Annotated in this window: 15 protein-coding genes; 13 read left to right on the top strand and 2 right to left on the bottom strand. The window is 51.6% G+C overall.

The genetic code is table 11. From position 1 onward, the window contains the following. Nucleotides 1-48 precede the first annotated feature (48 nt). The 13 genes from uca (at nt 49) to BMY09_RS21435 (ending at nt 12496) form a co-directional block, all read left to right on the top strand. A complete protein-coding gene (uca, locus tag BMY09_RS21495) occupies nt 49-3681 on the top strand; it encodes an urea carboxylase (RefSeq protein ID WP_091362196.1) in 3633 nt (1210 codons plus the stop codon). Continuing rightward, the gene (atzF, locus tag BMY09_RS21490; RefSeq protein WP_245756651.1) at nt 3681-5501 is read left to right on the top strand and encodes an allophanate hydrolase; all 1821 of its coding nucleotides are present in this window, start codon (nt 3681-3683) and stop codon (nt 5499-5501) included. Before uca ends, atzF begins: the two co-directional genes overlap by 1 nt. Nucleotides 5502-5777: 276 nt before the next feature. After that, the gene (gene nifB / locus BMY09_RS21485) at nt 5778-7286 is read left to right on the top strand and encodes a nitrogenase cofactor biosynthesis protein NifB (RefSeq protein WP_091362195.1); all 1509 of its coding nucleotides are present in this window, start codon (nt 5778-5780) and stop codon (nt 7284-7286) included. A gap of 10 nt (nt 7287-7296) precedes the next feature. Beyond that, nucleotides 7297-7575, top strand: a complete 279-nt coding sequence (locus tag BMY09_RS21480) for a 4Fe-4S binding protein (RefSeq protein WP_091362194.1) — start codon at nt 7297-7299, stop codon at nt 7573-7575. A gap of 4 nt (nt 7576-7579) precedes the next feature. Next, complete coding sequence (locus BMY09_RS21475) at nt 7580-7993, top strand: thioredoxin domain-containing protein (protein ID WP_091362193.1); 414 nt, start codon at nt 7580-7582, stop codon at nt 7991-7993. A gap of 44 nt (nt 7994-8037) precedes the next feature. Beyond that, nucleotides 8038-8643: a nitrogen fixation protein NifQ gene (locus BMY09_RS21470; RefSeq protein WP_217647485.1), complete on the top strand. Its 606-nt coding sequence runs from the start codon at nt 8038-8040 to the stop codon at nt 8641-8643. Nucleotides 8644-8646: 3 nt separating this feature from the next. After that, nucleotides 8647-10269 (top strand): nitroreductase family protein, encoded by a 1623-nt coding sequence (locus BMY09_RS21465; protein ID WP_091362192.1) that lies wholly within the window; start codon nt 8647-8649, stop codon nt 10267-10269. Continuing rightward, nucleotides 10266-10571, top strand: a complete 306-nt coding sequence (locus tag BMY09_RS21460; protein WP_091362191.1) for a rhodanese-like domain-containing protein — start codon at nt 10266-10268, stop codon at nt 10569-10571. The genes BMY09_RS21465 and BMY09_RS21460 overlap by 4 nt, the downstream gene beginning before the upstream one ends. Nucleotides 10572-10606: 35 nt before the next feature. Beyond that, on the top strand, nt 10607-10996 hold the full coding sequence (locus BMY09_RS21455; protein ID WP_091362190.1) for an ankyrin repeat domain-containing protein: 390 nt from the start codon (nt 10607-10609) through the stop codon (nt 10994-10996). 15 nt (nt 10997-11011) lie between these two features. After that, nucleotides 11012-11332 carry a Grx4 family monothiol glutaredoxin gene (gene grxD, locus BMY09_RS21450; RefSeq protein WP_091362189.1) on the top strand — a complete coding sequence of 107 codons (321 nt, stop codon included), beginning with the start codon at nt 11012-11014 and terminating at the stop codon, nt 11330-11332. Beyond that, nucleotides 11329-11601 (top strand): BolA/IbaG family iron-sulfur metabolism protein, encoded by a 273-nt coding sequence (locus BMY09_RS21445; RefSeq protein WP_091362188.1) that lies wholly within the window; start codon nt 11329-11331, stop codon nt 11599-11601. Before grxD ends, BMY09_RS21445 begins: the two co-directional genes overlap by 4 nt. 13 nt (nt 11602-11614) lie before the next feature. Beyond that, nucleotides 11615-11935 (top strand): DUF3144 domain-containing protein, encoded by a 321-nt coding sequence (locus tag BMY09_RS21440; RefSeq protein WP_091362187.1) that lies wholly within the window; start codon nt 11615-11617, stop codon nt 11933-11935. Between the two features lie 192 nt (nt 11936-12127). Continuing rightward, nucleotides 12128-12496 (top strand): 2Fe-2S iron-sulfur cluster binding domain-containing protein, encoded by a 369-nt coding sequence (locus BMY09_RS21435; protein ID WP_091362186.1) that lies wholly within the window; start codon nt 12128-12130, stop codon nt 12494-12496. Nucleotides 12497-12961: 465 nt separating this feature from the next. Here the strand turns inward: BMY09_RS21435 and BMY09_RS22475 are convergent, their stop codons facing one another. Together BMY09_RS22475 and BMY09_RS21420 are read right to left on the bottom strand one after the other, a co-directional pair. Beyond that, nucleotides 12962-13210: an excalibur calcium-binding domain-containing protein gene (locus tag BMY09_RS22475; protein ID WP_261833011.1), complete on the bottom strand. Its 249-nt coding sequence runs from the start codon at nt 13208-13210 to the stop codon at nt 12962-12964. 281 nt (nt 13211-13491) lie between these two features. Further along, nucleotides 13492-14022: an REP-associated tyrosine transposase gene (locus BMY09_RS21420; RefSeq protein WP_091362185.1), complete on the bottom strand. Its 531-nt coding sequence runs from the start codon at nt 14020-14022 to the stop codon at nt 13492-13494. Nucleotides 14023-14255 lie beyond the last annotated feature (233 nt).

The following is a 14255-nucleotide window of genomic DNA, read 5'->3' as shown; positions in this document are numbered from 1 at the left end:
CAAGCCCTGAGAATCACCGGGACGGCCCGGAATTCAGGTGATTAACAGATGTTTGCTAAAGTTCTTATTGCCAATCGTGGTGCTATTGCCTGCCGTATCATTCGCACACTACGAAAAATGGGCGTGACCAGTGTTGCTGTGTACAGCGAAGCGGACACTGACAGCCTGCATGTTCTGCAGGCGGATGAAGCCTACTCCCTTGGGGAAGGGGCAGCCACTCAAACCTATCTTGATCAGGATAAAATTTTAGCCATAGCCAAAGCGTCAGGTGCTGAAGCGATTCATCCCGGCTATGGCTTTCTGAGTGAGAACCCCGGTTTTGTCGGGCGTTGTGAAGCGCAGGGGGTAGTCTTTTTAGGGCCGACTCCGCAGCAGATGAACGATTTTGGTCTGAAACATTCAGCCCGTGAGCTGGCAGAGCAGGGGCAGGTGCCGCTGTTACCGGGTACCGGCTTGCTACAAAGCCTGGAAGAAACCCTCTCCGAAGCTACCCGGATAGGCTATCCGCTGATGCTGAAGAGTACAGCCGGTGGCGGCGGTATCGGTATGCAGCGCTGCAACACGGAAGCTGAACTCACAGAAGCTTATGATTCCGTCCGTCGTCTCAGTGAAAATAATTTCAGCAACAGCGGCATCTTTCTTGAGAAGTTTATCGAGCAGGCCCGTCATATTGAGGTGCAGATCTTTGGTGATGGTGCGGGCAAGGTGGTTGCACTGGGGGAGCGGGACTGTTCCGCTCAGCGTCGTAACCAGAAAGTAATTGAGGAAACCCCGGCACCTAATCTCAGTGATGAGACCCGTGCGGCGCTGCAACGCACCGCGATCCGTCTGGCAGAGCAGGTGAATTACCGCAATGCCGGTACGGTTGAGTTTGTTCTGGATCAGACCGATGAGCAGTTCTATTTTCTTGAGGTCAATACCCGTCTTCAAGTTGAACATGGTGTTACCGAGGAGGTCTTCGGTGTTGATCTGGTGGAGTGGATGGTCAGACAGGGGGCGGGTGAACTGTCGCTGACTGAACTTGAAACAACGCTCGTGCCTGCGGGGCATGCGATTCAGGTGCGGGTTTATGCCGAAGATGCTAATAAGGAGTTTCAGCCCTGTGCCGGTTTACTGACGGCTGTTGAATGGCCAGAGATGGAAGGTTTGAGAGTTGAGCACTGGATTGAAGCCGGTGTTGAGGTATCGCCTTTCTTTGATCCTATGCTGGCTAAAGTGATCTTCTACGGGGAGACACGGGACGCTGCTCTGGCCGGTCTTTCACAGGCGTTAGCCGAGTCCTCTGTGTATGGGATTGAGCATAACCTCAGTTATCTGCAACAACTGCTGCACAGTGATGTGGTGCAAAACGCTGAGGTACTGACCCGCTCATTGAATGATTTTGTCTATCGGCCCTCTACTTTTGATGTTATCAGTGCTGGCACTCAGACGACGATTCAGGATTATCCTGGTCGTGAAGGGTTCTGGGATATCGGTGTGCCGCCCTCAGGCCCGATGGACTCCGTGAGCTTCCGTCTGGCTAATCAGCTGCTGCATAACCCTGCCGATGCCGCCGGATTAGAGATGATCATCAGTGGTCCGACACTGCGGTTTAATCAGGCCAGCCAGATCGTGCTTAGCGGTGCGGCGCTGGAGGCGACCCTGGATGGTGAGCCCGTGGCGATGTGGTCAGTCGTCGGGGTTAACGCTGGTCAGACCCTGAAGCTGGGCAAAATAACCGGGCCGGGTGCCCGGAGCTATCTCTCTGTTGCCGGTGGTATTCAGTGTCCTGAGTATCTGGGAAGTCGCTCTACCTTTACCCTGGGGCAGTTTGGTGGTCATGGTGGTCGGGCGCTGCGTCCGGGGGATGTGCTGCATCTGGATACCGACTTTGCGTTGACCGCCTGTGCGGGCGAGACGATCAGGCAACCGCCACAGCTGGTCGAAAAGTGGAATATCCGGGTTATTTATGGCCCTCATGGTGCACCTGATTTCTTTACCGACGATGATATTAAGCAGTTTTTTGCCGCTGAGTGGCAGGTGCACTTTAATTCCAGCCGTACCGGTGTTCGTTTAATCGGTCCTAAGCCTGAGTGGGCTCGGGAGGATGGTGGCGAAGCGGGTCTGCACCCCTCTAATATTCATGATAATGCTTATGCTGTCGGCACTATCGATTTTACCGGGGATATGCCGGTTATTTTAGGTCCGGATGGCCCGAGCCTGGGGGGCTTTGTCTGTCCTGCGACCATTATCAAGGCGGATCTGTGGAAAATGGGCCAGCTGAAAGCGGGCGACCGGGTCTCCTTTGAACCGGTCTCTATTGCCGATGCTACCCTGGCGGAGCGTCAGCTGTTAGAGCAGATCGATCAGCTTTCAATCTCTGAAACGCCGCTGGCGAGCAGCGAACTGACAACACCGGTTATTAAGCAGCTGCCAGCTGAGCGCTATGGCGAGAAAGTGGTCTACTGCCCCAGTGGTGAAGACTTCCTGCTGGTAGAGTATGGGCCACAGCTGCTGGATATTCGCCTGCGTTTCCGGGTTCATGCGCTGATGCTTAAACTACAGGCGATGGACATTCCCGGTGTTAAAGAGTTGACGCCGGGCATCCGTTCTCTTCAGGTGCATTATGACAACCTCAGATTACCGCTAGATCAGCTGCTTGAACTGTTAGAACACGCAGAAGCGGATCTGGGTGATATCGATGCACTCACCGTGCCCGCCCGGGTGGTTCATCTGCCGCTCTCCTGGGATGACGAAGCGACCCGTCTGGCGATCAGAAAGTATGACGAAGTGGTACGTAAGAATGCGCCCTGGTGTCCGGACAACATCGAATTTATCCGTCGTATTAACGGTTTAGAGTCTGTCGAAGAGGTCAAGAAAATTGTCTTTGATGCCCGCTATCTGGTGATGGGGCTGGGCGATGTTTATCTGGGGGCGCCGGTGGCTACACCGATGGATCCCCGCCACCGTCTGGTGACGACAAAATATAACCCTGCCCGTACATGGACACCGGAAAATGCGGTCGGTATCGGCGGTGCCTACATGTGTATCTATGGTATGGAAGGGCCGGGGGGATACCAGTTTATCGGTCGGACGTTGCAGATGTGGAACCGTTATCGTCAGACTGACGCTTTTGAGAAACCCTGGTTGCTGCGCTTCTTTGATCAGATCTGCTTTTACGAAGTGAGTGCAGAAGAGTTGCTGGAGATTCGTCAACAGCATCCGCGAGGGCAATACCCGGTGCGTATCGAGGAAACCGAATTCTCGCTGGGTGAATACCAGCATTTGCTGGATGAGCATCAGACCGAGATTCAGCAAGCCAAAATTCGTCAGCAAACCGCGTTTGAAGCGGAGCGTCAGCGCTGGGTGGAATCAGGGGATGCCAATTTCGCTGCGGATACGATGCTGGAAGCTCAGGACAGTGATGAACGGCTGGCGGAACATGAAGTTGCGATCGAGAGCCATGTGGCCGGCAATATCTGGCAAGTGATCGTCGAACCCGGACAGAAAGTTGCCGCCGGTGAGGTGGTGATGGTTCTTGAGGCGATGAAGATGGAGCTTGAGGTCACTGCGCCGGAAGCCGGCGTGATCACCTCTGTATGTCAGGCATCTGGCTCTCAGGTTCATGCGGGTCAGCGTCTGATGGTGATCAACACCCTTATCAATGATGGTCAAAATTCAACACTGGAGGAATCTGAATAATGATGCCTAATGTTACTGTAACTGGGCTTCTGGCCGCCTATCAATGTGGCGAGTTGTCTCCGGCTGAAGAGTTATCCAGCCGTCTGGCCCGGGCCCGGGCAGACCAGTCAAATTGCTGGATAGAGTGTATCAGCGATGATCAGTTAGCTGATTATCTGAGCTATTTAGAGGGCCACTCACCCGCAGACCTGCCTCTCTACGGTGTGCCGTTTGCTGTGAAAGATAATATTGATGTTGCTGGTTTGCCCACAACCGCCGCCTGTAAAGAGTTTGCTTACCAGCCTGATCAGAACGCTTTTGTGGTTCAGAAACTGATCGAGGCGGGGGCGGTGCCTCTGGGAAAAACCAATCTGGATCAGTTTGCGACCGGTCTGGTCGGTACGCGAAGCCCATGGGGGCCGGTAAAAAACAGCTTTAACCCTGAGTATATTTCCGGTGGCTCCAGTTCTGGCAGTGCTGTGACGGTTGCCTCAGGCCAGGTCTGTTTCTCTCTCGGTACGGATACTGCGGGTTCTGGCCGGGTACCGGCTGCGTTTAATAATATTCTTGGTTTGAAAGCCAGTAAGGGGATGGTGAGTTGTAGCGGCCTGGTGCCCGCTTGCCGGACACTGGATTGTATCACTCTGTTTGCGCATACCACTGATGATCTGAACCTGCTACTGGAGACGGCGGGTCAGTATGATGCTGAGGATTGCTATGCCAGAGAGAATCTGCCTCAGAATTCGGCATCCGCCTATCAGCCTGACAATGTTCTCAAGGGTGCCAGAATCGGTGTTCCACGGGAGGATCAACTGGCATTTTTTGGTAATGAAAGCGCGAAGAAACTGTTCATGGCGTCGCTGGAGATGTTGAAGGCGCAGCAGGTTGAACTGATCGAGATCGACTTTCAGCCCTTTGCTGAAGCGGCATTGCTGCTCTATGAGGGGCCCTGGGTTGCTGAGCGTTATGCGGCGATTGATACATTTTTCGAAGAGGATTCCAGCCGTTGTCATCCGGTTATCGAGACCATACTCAAAGGGGCAGAGGGAAAAACAGCAGCCGATGCGTTTAAAGCGATCTATCAGTTGCAGGCCTACAAGGTTGAGTGTGACCGTATTATGGAAGACCTGGATGTGATGGTCATTCCTACAGCCGGTACCATCTATACCATTGAGGAGCTGCTGAATGATCCGATTCGTCTGAACTCGAACATCGGCCACTATACCAACTTCATGAACCTGCTGGATTACGCAGGTATCGCTGTACCCGCCGGTATTCTGGACAGTGGTCTGCCTTTTGGCATCACCTTTGTCGGCCCGGCATGGTCCGACCGGAAACTGTTAAGTTTTGGTGGCGAGTGGCAACAGTTGATGGGGATGCCATTGGGTGCAACCAAAACGCCGTTGCCCGCATTGGCAGCCAGAGAGCCTGTGGCAAAGGCATCGATGGACACAGGTAACATTGAGATAGCGGTATGTGGTGCTCATCTGGAAGGCCTGCCGTTGAACTTTCAGTTACTGGAAAGGGGCGCTGAGCTGGTCAGAGTTACCCAGACTGCCGAAAAGTATAAGTTCTACGCGCTGGCCGGAGGGCCTCCGTTCCGGCCCGGCCTGATCCGTACTGAGGATGGAGGCACCTCGATCGAGGTGGAAGTCTGGAAGATACCGGGTGAACATTTGGGCAGCTTTCTGGCGGGTATTCCACAGCCGTTGGGGCTGGGAAAGGTGGAGCTTGCTGATGGCAACTGGGTAACCAGCTTTATCTGTGAAGGTTATGCCATCGCTGATGCTGAAGATATCAGTCACTTCAGTGGCTGGAGAAACTATATGGCTGCAAAATAATTTCAGGCCTGTCTTTGGCACCCCCTGACACTGTCTGACAGGTCAGGGGGGTAACATCGCCTAATCTCAGATGTCGTATCCTCAACCCGGCTGAGCGAATGTAGCAGACCCGACAATCCCCTCTGATCTGTTCAGATTATGACAAACAACTCTCCTTTGGTTTTTACTAAACTCTTTTAAATTCAATGATATAGTTAATGGCGCGTGGTTTGCAAAGGTTTCTCCATAGTAACTGAATCTGATTTATAGCCTGAGGGCTGCAGAGGAGAAACACTGATGGAATTGAACGTCTTAAATGCTGATCAGGCTGCGGCCTCCGCCGAAGGTTGTAGCGCCAGTGCCTGTGGCAGCAGCAATGATCAAATGAGTCACCTTCCCGATTCAATCCGTGAGAAGGTTCAGAATCATCCCTGTTATTCAGAGGAAGCCCATCACTATTTTGCCCGTATGCATGTGGCGGTGGCACCCGCCTGTAACATTCAGTGTCACTACTGTAACAGAAAATATGACTGTGCTAATGAGTCCCGTCCGGGGGTGGTGTCTGAACTGTTAACGCCGGATCAGGCGGTGAAGAAAACCAAGGCGGTAGCCGCCAATATTCCACAGATGACCGTGCTGGGCATTGCCGGTCCGGGTGATCCGCTGGCCAACCCTGAACGCACCTTTGAGACCTTCCGCCGGCTGAGTGCTGAAGCGCCGGATATCAAACTCTGTGTGTCTACTAATGGTCTGACACTGCCGATGCATGTGGAAGAGCTGGCCAAACACAATATTGATCATGTCACCATCACCATCAACTGTATCGATCCGGAAGTGGGGGCAAAAATCTATCCCTGGATCTACTGGAACAACCGTCGGGTGCGGGGTAGAGCCGCTGCCAAAATTCTGATTCAACAGCAGCAGAAAGGTCTTGAGATGCTGGTGGCCAAAGGGATTCTGGTCAAGGTGAACTCAGTACTGATTCCCGGGGTAAACGATGAGCACCTGAAAGTGGTGAGTAAGATCGTTAAAGAGAAGGGCGCTTTCCTGCATAACGTTATGCCGCTGATCGCTGAAGAGGAACACGGTACTTTCTACGGTGTGATGGGACAGCGTGGCCCCAGTGATGAAGAGCTGCAGGACCTGCAGGATGCTTGTTCCGGTGATATGAATATGATGCGTCATTGTCGTCAGTGCCGTGCAGATGCGGTGGGGATGTTGGGAGAAGACCGGGGCTCAGAGTTTACCCTGGATAAGATTGAAACGATGGATATCGATTACGATGCGGCGATGAAAACCCGGGCGATCGTTCACAAGGGAATCGAAGAGGAGCTGGCCGAGAAGCAGCTTAAGCGCGAAAGACTGGCTGGGGTTAAAGTGCCATCGGGCCCTGTTGCAGCGAACAAGAGTTTCCGCCCGGTACTGATGGCCGTAGCGACCAGTGGTGGTGGTGTGATTAACCAGCATTTTGGTCATGCAACTGAGTTTCTTGTCTATGAAGCCTCTGGTAACGGGGTGCGCTTTATCGGTCACCGTAAGGTAGATCAATACTGTATCGGCAACGATACCTGTGGTGAAAAAGAGAGCGCGCTGGCGGGCAGTATCCGGGCCCTGTCCGGCTGTGAAGCCGTACTCTGTTCGAAGATCGGTTATGAGCCATGGGGCTTGCTGGAAGATGCTGGTATTGCTCCCAACGGTGAGTATGCCATGGAGCCGATTGAAGAGGCGGTGATGTCGGTTTATCAGGAGATGATTACGGCGGGTAAGCTGGATGCCGAATCTGAACTGAAAAAAGCTGAAGTCTGAGGAGGTTACGATGGCTTTAACTATTGTAGAAAGCTGCGTTAACTGCTGGGCCTGTCTCGATGTCTGCCCCAGTGACGCGATCGTTAGTGCAGAACCGCATTTCCTGATTGAGAGTAAAAACTGCACCGAGTGTGAAGGTGATTATGCCGATCCGCAGTGTGCCAGTATCTGCCCGATTGAGGGGGCCATCCTCAACGCTTTTGGTGATCCGATCAACCCTAAAGGGTCTCTGACTGGCATCAAGCCCGAGTTGAAGGATGATGCGCTGAAAGAGATTCAGGCCCGCTAACGTTATGGCAACAGTCATTTTTTATGAAAAGCCGGGCTGTATTAATAACACCCGGCAGAAAAAACTGTTGCAGGCTGCCGGGCATCAGGTTGATGAGCGGAATCTGTTAACGCACCCCTGGGACGTGGTCAGTCTGACACGGTTTTTATCCACTGAGAGTCAGGATAGCTGGTTGAATAAAACCCATCCGGGTCTGAAATCAGGGGATATAGAACTGGATCTGAGTCAACCAGACTCCGTACTGGCAGCAATGTGCCAAGACCCGTTGCTGATTCGGCGGCCGCTGATGGAGATCAATGGGCACTGTTTGCAGGGGTTTGATGCAGAGCTGCTGGATCAGTTGATCGGGTTAAGCGTAATGCCCGATGGGGATATCGAAACCTGTCCCCGCAGCCAGCACGCCAGCTCGTGTAAATAGTGCCTGTAATTTAAATTTAGCTCATGTAAACAGAAAGGTGGGATATGTTAATGCAAGCAGCCCAGCCTCAGGTGCCTGAGGAACTCTATACAGAGCTGTTGGACGTTATTGGCAGTGCAGAGGCAGATAGATATCTGATCCGCCTGATTCTGGCCGCCCGGGAGGGGCGTGGTTGTCTGCCGCTCCATTTAGGGCTCGATGAGGCTGTCTTTGAGGCACTTATCTATCGCTGCTTTTCTGAAATTCAGCGCTGGCTGATCCTGCATACCCGGGTACCGGCGGCGGTGATTGAACGGAGCGAAACCCGCAATGAATTGCTGAGTCTACGGCAGGATGAGCAGCAGGAACTAACCGCGCTGCTTGAACAGTATCGCAATCCGGAGGTTGATCCGGTGCTGTCTGTGATTATCGCGACTGGCTGTCTGGGAGGGGATCACCTCTGGCGCGATCTGGGCTTTGACAACCGGGACTGGCTGTCGGAGATGATGGCAGTGGCTTATCCAGAGCTGAAAGCAAAAAATTCAAAGGATATGAAGTGGAAACGGTTTCTCTATAAGCAACTGTGTGAAACCGGCGGTCACTATGTCTGTCGGGCACCCAGCTGTGAAGAGTGCGCCACCTATGCGGACTGTTTCGGGCCAGAGGTCTGAGCGGTGAGCAGGCTGACAGCGACGCCACCCGGGTGGCAGGAAAGCGTAGATCTGCTGAGTTACCATCAGCAGTCAAAGCATCATCTGCAGGGCTATGCGGAAGGGCCGCAAACCCTGGACTGGGATGACCAGCCAGACCCGTTCAGGCGCTTCTATGATACGTTTTTTATCGATCTGCCGCTGCTGGACGGTGATCTTCCGGTTAGCTGTGCTGAGCTGTTCGTCGCGTCTGCAGAGCCCCAGCCCTGGTCACTGGAAAACCTGTCGCTATTGCTCAGATACAGTGCCGGTCTGTCTGCATGGAAAACCATGGGGACAGACCGCTGGTCGCTGAGAACCGTTCCCTCCAGTGGTAATCTGCATCCGGGTGAACTCTATCTGCTGCTGCCTGCCAGCACGTTTTGCAAAGCAGGTCTGTATCATTATGACGTTTATCATCATCGTCTTAGCCTGCGTGCTCTGTTGCCGACATATGCTCAGGGAGCGGTCTATCTGATTCAGACCAGTATCTTACAGCGCGAGGCCTGGAAGTATGGTGTGCGTGCGCTGCGCTATTGCTGGCTGGATGCCGGACATCAGCGTGGCCAGTGTCAGGCTGTTGCCGGACTACTTGGCTGGCAACTGCATGATCTGTCGGTTCCGCGGCAACGTTTATCTCAGTTGTGCGGCCTGACACGGCCGGAATATATCGCTGTGGAGCGCGAATATCCGCAATGGATCTGTCAGTTGAATCATTGTGTTACAACCACAACGTCAGACAGCGGAGTTCTGGAGAAGATTATCAGTAGCGCCGGGACAGACTGGAGCGGACAGCCTAATAAGCTGGCCCCGGACCCGTTACAGTACTGGCCACTACCCTTTGCGGCAGCGGAACAGCTGGATACCGCCGTGACCCCTGCCTTGCGGTTCTCTCAGCAGGGTGATCTGCCTGCCGATTTCAGTGGTGCAGCACAGGACCCCTGGAAGTTGATACTGTCACGCAGAAGCGGACAGGCCTATGCCCCGGAGAGCCATTATCCGTTGTCACTGTTTCAGCAGATGATGGCAGCCTTGCAACCGGGCGCCAGCCGCCTGTTACCCGATCAGCCGAAGATACATCTGCTCTGTTTTGTCCATGCGGTTGCTGGGCTAATACCGGGCATCTATCTGTTGCCCCGCTCTGGCCATGGCGCACAACTATTTCAGGATCAGCTGCAGCGCTGGCAACCCTGGGAAACGGTTGAACTTGCCGGAGTTGCGACAGCCTGGCGGATGAAAACAGCCAATACCCGCAAAGCGGCGGGACAACTCTGTTGCAATCAGCCGATCGCGGCTAACAGCTGTTTTACGCTGATTTTTCTTACCGAGTATGAACAACCACCGATGGTGCTCAGCCATGGCAGTGACTGTCCGCAGCTCTATCAGGAGGCAGGCATACTTGGGCAGCAGATCTATCTCCATTCAACGGCACAGGGCTATAGTGGTACGGGCATCGGTTGCTTTTTCGATGATGCCATTCACGAGCTTATCGGTCTTGAAAATCACAGTTTGCAGGCTCTTTATGGCTTTGCAGTGGGTGATCCGCTACGCGATGAACGGATCACTCAATTATCCGGTTATTACCATCTGCGGGAGCGATTTGTATGACACAGGTTCAACAGATTTCAATTCAGGATGCCGAAGCGATGCTTGAAAGTCAGGATGTGCTGCTGCTCGATTCAAGGGATCCGCGGGACTATAAGAGCAGTCATCATCCTAAGGCGATGTTACTGGGCGATCACAATCAGGAGCACCTGCTGATGAAGACCCCTAAAGAGCGTCCGGTGATGGTGTACTGCTACCTGGGCCACGCCAGTATTGAGAAAGCGAGAATGTTTGCTGACTTTGGTTTTAAGCATTGTTACAGCGTGGAGGGTGGATTTACTGCCTGGAAGAAACAGCTGCAGTAAGCGTGTTGAAAGAGCGTGTTAGAAAGGACGGTGGAATGAGTGATTTAGTACAGGGCGCACAGAGTGAGTTGATGCAGGCGGCCCGCTATGGTGATCTGGTCAGAATACAGTTGCTGCTGGGTCATAGCTCAGTCAATGAGTTAAACAGTGATAGTAATAATGCGCTCTGGTTTGCCTGCTTTAGTAACAGCAAAGAGGCGGTGCAATTATTACTTGAGAACGGTGCAGATATCGATAACCAGAACGTCAATGGGGCGACCGCACTGATCTATAGCGCGTCTGCAGGGAAAACCGAGATTGTTGAGTTGTTGTTAGCCGCTGGAGCAGACCCGTCACTGCAAACGCTGGACGATTTTACGGCGCTGGATCTGGCCGCGAATATCAGAATTATGAAGATGCTTCGAAATCACAGAACAGTAGATTAACAGGAAGGTAAACCGATGAATACTGAAGAGAAAATTCGTAAACAGTTAGCGGAAAATCCGGTTCTTCTCTATATGAAGGGAACGCCTGAAGAACCAAAGTGCGGTTTTTCCCGCAATGCGGTCAATGCGCTTAGCGAATTAGGCGCCACTTACAGCTACATCAATGTGCTGGAAGCTCCCTTTATCCGCGAAAAGCTTCCATCAGTGTCGGACTGGCCGACCTTTCCACAACTGTTCATCAAGGGTGAACTGGTGGGCGGTTCTGATGTGGTGTGCGACATGGCGGCGGATGGCAGCCTGAAGCAGATGCTTGATCAGGTCGGGGAACCGGTATGATTAGTAAAGAGCAGGTCAGCCAGATTGTCATGGCTGAGTTTCCCGATGCTGAACTGGATATCAGCGGTGAAGAGTGCGATCTGACCCTGCGGGTTATCAGTGAATCTTTTGCCGGCGTGTCTCCGGTAGAGCGACAGAAGCGGGTGTTAAACCTGTTTCAAGCGCAACTGAAAAGCGGCGCATTGCATGCATTAACCGTTAAAGCTTACACCCTGCAGCAGTTTATTGACCTGCAGAACCAGTTTCTGGTGCAGCTGGAAAACGACTGAGGAGTACTATGGTATGAATGATGAAAACCTGTTTGATGAGCAGTTTCTGGATGTGACTAATAAACTGATCGGAATCGCCAACGAGATGGGCGAAAAATATGGTGAGCATAAGGCCAGTGTGGCTTTTATCTATGCGGCCGCCCGTTACAACGGTTACATTGCTGCCAGTAGCGTTACCAGTGCAGAGGAGCTGGAGGCAAAACGGTCTAAAGCGGTTGAGTATTTCACCGACCGGTTCCGGCAGCTCTATGATGGCAACCTGCAGGAGTATGTGGCCAACTTTGATGAGTATATGGGTAAGGCCGACGCTGACTCCTCGGCATCCAATGGATGATTTGTCAGTTTTACAACATCCAGCGTCAGGCAACTCCTGGCGCTGAAGTTACTTCTGCTACAAGAAACCTTGTCATAAACCCCTCAATTTCAGATTTTATAAAAATTAATTCTTTAAAATCAATTGACTAATCTATGGTTCATTTCTTGCTGTTAACCAGTTTCCATTAATTTGAATATGAGGGGCTATCTAATGGCCAATGTCTATTTTTCATCACCTATCATGTCGAAAAATATGAAGGTAGAAGCGGTTGCCGGTAAACGAAACACGCTGCTGGGTCTTGCTAAGGAACACAATGTTAAAATTCCACGTGAGTGTGAAGATGGTCAGTGTGGTTCCTGCCTGGTTAAAGTGACCCACCTTGATGGTTTTCGTGTGAAAGGGATGATGCTGACCGATAAAGAGAAAAACGTGCTGAAATCAATCGGCAAACTGCCAAAGTCAGAACAGGAGCGGGCAGAGGTGAAAGACCTGCCACCGACTTACCGTCTGGCCTGTCAGACCATCGTCACCGATGAAGATCTGCTGGTTGAGTTTACCGGCGAGCCCGGCGGCGCTTAATCCCGCGGTTGTCGGATTCTAATAAGATCGGAAGGAGGCATTCTTCCGATTTTTTTATGGGCCAAGGGGAAGAGTCGCTAGTGGTTAGACGCTGCGCTTGCTAGTGGTTAGAAAAAGCCTTCTTTATTTAACCGGGTGAAAACGAGCTTGTAAGATGGTTTATCACTCGTTCCCACGCTCCCGCGTGGGAATGCAGATCTAGTTATCAGGTTTAATACACTTTTTTAAAATCACCTACGAAAAAATCTCAAGGGCATCTTTGCTGAAAAACAAGGAGATACTGAATTTGGGAGGTGGCTGGGTTTAAGAACACCGGAATTCAGTGCAATACCGTCAGGGTGACGAAGTGGGGTTGCTAAGGTTCGGTGATTTTATAGCGGCTTCTACCCATTATGCATACTCCTTATGCATTCCCACGCAGGAGCGTGGGAACGAGACATTGTCAGAGCATACTATGCAGGCGCCTTAAAATCGTGAGTCATTTTCACAAGGTATTCCATCGTGATCTCCATCCATTTTAGTATTAGGGCAGTTCCGAATGAAGAACTCGGCCTCGGCTCTTGAGCGCATTTGGCTACAATGCTGCCGACCGTCACAACTGAATTGTTGATCTAGTGTTTTAGGTGAAGATAAACTTGAATTTCTATATGTTGAAATACTTCCGCTGGAGAAGCTTGAGCTTGTAACAATGTGGGATGAGGATCCGTCATTCATATTAGCGACAACGACTATAATGAGAAGTCCAATTATTTGTAGTTTGAATGGACCTTTTGCGTCCTGCCAGTGAACGACTAAGTAAATTACGGCAACTGGGGCGATTAGCAAGACAGCAAGACCCCAGAGTATGCTGGTTCTGAACGCGGCTATGAGAAGGCCTATCCCGCCAATAATCAATATCCCGATGCCAATAAATAAAATTATCTCGGTCACACGATTTTCCTTTAGTGCATTTTAATTAATCGTTCCCACGCTCCTGCGTGGGAATGCAGATCTTGCTACCATGCCCGACAAATTTCTAATAATCCAGCAGCACCGGCGTAATCTTTTGCGCTGGAGTATCGCCAATGCTCGGCTTCATCCACATAACCTCGCTTGACCGGATTTTGGTGAATATATTCGATCTTTTGCCGCATCATCTCTTCATTTTGAATCAGTTCTGGATGCACGCCTTCCTGCCAGAATTGATAAGCCCGGTCAGTTTTATGGGCTTTTTTATAAAAAGCCAGTTGATCCAGAATTTGCCTGACATTGCGCTCAGCAAGGTATTGAATCAGTTGTTTCGCTGTCCATGATTTGAGTCGTGCTATGTCATGATCCAGTGCATTGCTTTGAAGAATAAGGTGACAGTGGTTTTCTAAAATCACCCAGGCATAAACTTTGAGGCCATCTTTACTTAAAAAGCGCAGGGCATCGAGCAGAACATTGACGGTGTCAGGGCGTGTGAACACCGGAATCCAGTGCAACACCGTCAGGGTGACGAAATGTGGTTGCTGAGGTTCGGTTATTTTGTAGCGGCTTCTACCCATTATGCATATTCCTTATGCATTCCCACGCGGGAGCGTGGGAACGAGACAAGATCGGAAGGAGGCATTCTTCCGATTTTTTTATGGGCCAAGGGGAAGAGTCGCTAGTGGTTAGACGCTGCGCTTGCTAGTGGTTAGATGTGAAATTCAGAGAGGTTGTTCACAACTCGGTTGTATAGGAAGCTGTTGGTTGCGAAATCAATAGCCCTTTAAACAGAGGAGTGAACAACCATGCA

The organism is Amphritea atlantica (assembly GCF_900111095.1).
GTDB classification, from domain to species: domain Bacteria; phylum Pseudomonadota; class Gammaproteobacteria; order Pseudomonadales; family Balneatricaceae; genus Amphritea; species Amphritea atlantica.
Note: the sequence above shows the minus strand (reverse complement) of the source record. Positions and strands in the feature narration are given on the sequence as shown.

Excerpts from the sequence above, each read along its gene's own strand:
- BMY09_RS21455 (WP_091362190.1), top strand. The coding sequence starts at position 10,607 with ATGAGTGATTTAGTACAGGGCGCACAGAGTGAGTTGATGCAGGCGGCC.
- nifB (WP_091362195.1), top strand. The coding sequence starts at position 5,778 with ATGGAATTGAACGTCTTAAATGCTGATCAGGCTGCGGCCTCCGCCGAA.
- BMY09_RS21440 (WP_091362187.1), top strand. The coding sequence starts at position 11,615 with ATGAATGATGAAAACCTGTTTGATGAGCAGTTTCTGGATGTGACTAAT.
- atzF (WP_245756651.1), top strand. The coding sequence starts at position 3,681 with ATGATGCCTAATGTTACTGTAACTGGGCTTCTGGCCGCCTATCAATGT.
- BMY09_RS21470 (WP_217647485.1), top strand. The coding sequence starts at position 8,038 with ATGTTAATGCAAGCAGCCCAGCCTCAGGTGCCTGAGGAACTCTATACA.
- BMY09_RS21480 (WP_091362194.1), top strand. The coding sequence starts at position 7,297 with ATGGCTTTAACTATTGTAGAAAGCTGCGTTAACTGCTGGGCCTGTCTC.
- BMY09_RS21420 (WP_091362185.1), bottom strand. The coding sequence starts at position 14,022 with ATGGGTAGAAGCCGCTACAAAATAACCGAACCTCAGCAACCACATTTC.
- BMY09_RS21475 (WP_091362193.1), top strand. The coding sequence starts at position 7,580 with ATGGCAACAGTCATTTTTTATGAAAAGCCGGGCTGTATTAATAACACC.
- BMY09_RS21460 (WP_091362191.1), top strand. The coding sequence starts at position 10,266 with ATGACACAGGTTCAACAGATTTCAATTCAGGATGCCGAAGCGATGCTT.
- BMY09_RS21435 (WP_091362186.1), top strand. The coding sequence starts at position 12,128 with ATGGCCAATGTCTATTTTTCATCACCTATCATGTCGAAAAATATGAAG.
- uca (WP_091362196.1), top strand. The coding sequence starts at position 49 with ATGTTTGCTAAAGTTCTTATTGCCAATCGTGGTGCTATTGCCTGCCGT.
- BMY09_RS22475 (WP_261833011.1), bottom strand. The coding sequence starts at position 13,210 with ATGAATGACGGATCCTCATCCCACATTGTTACAAGCTCAAGCTTCTCC.
- BMY09_RS21445 (WP_091362188.1), top strand. The coding sequence starts at position 11,329 with ATGATTAGTAAAGAGCAGGTCAGCCAGATTGTCATGGCTGAGTTTCCC.
- grxD (WP_091362189.1), top strand. The coding sequence starts at position 11,012 with ATGAATACTGAAGAGAAAATTCGTAAACAGTTAGCGGAAAATCCGGTT.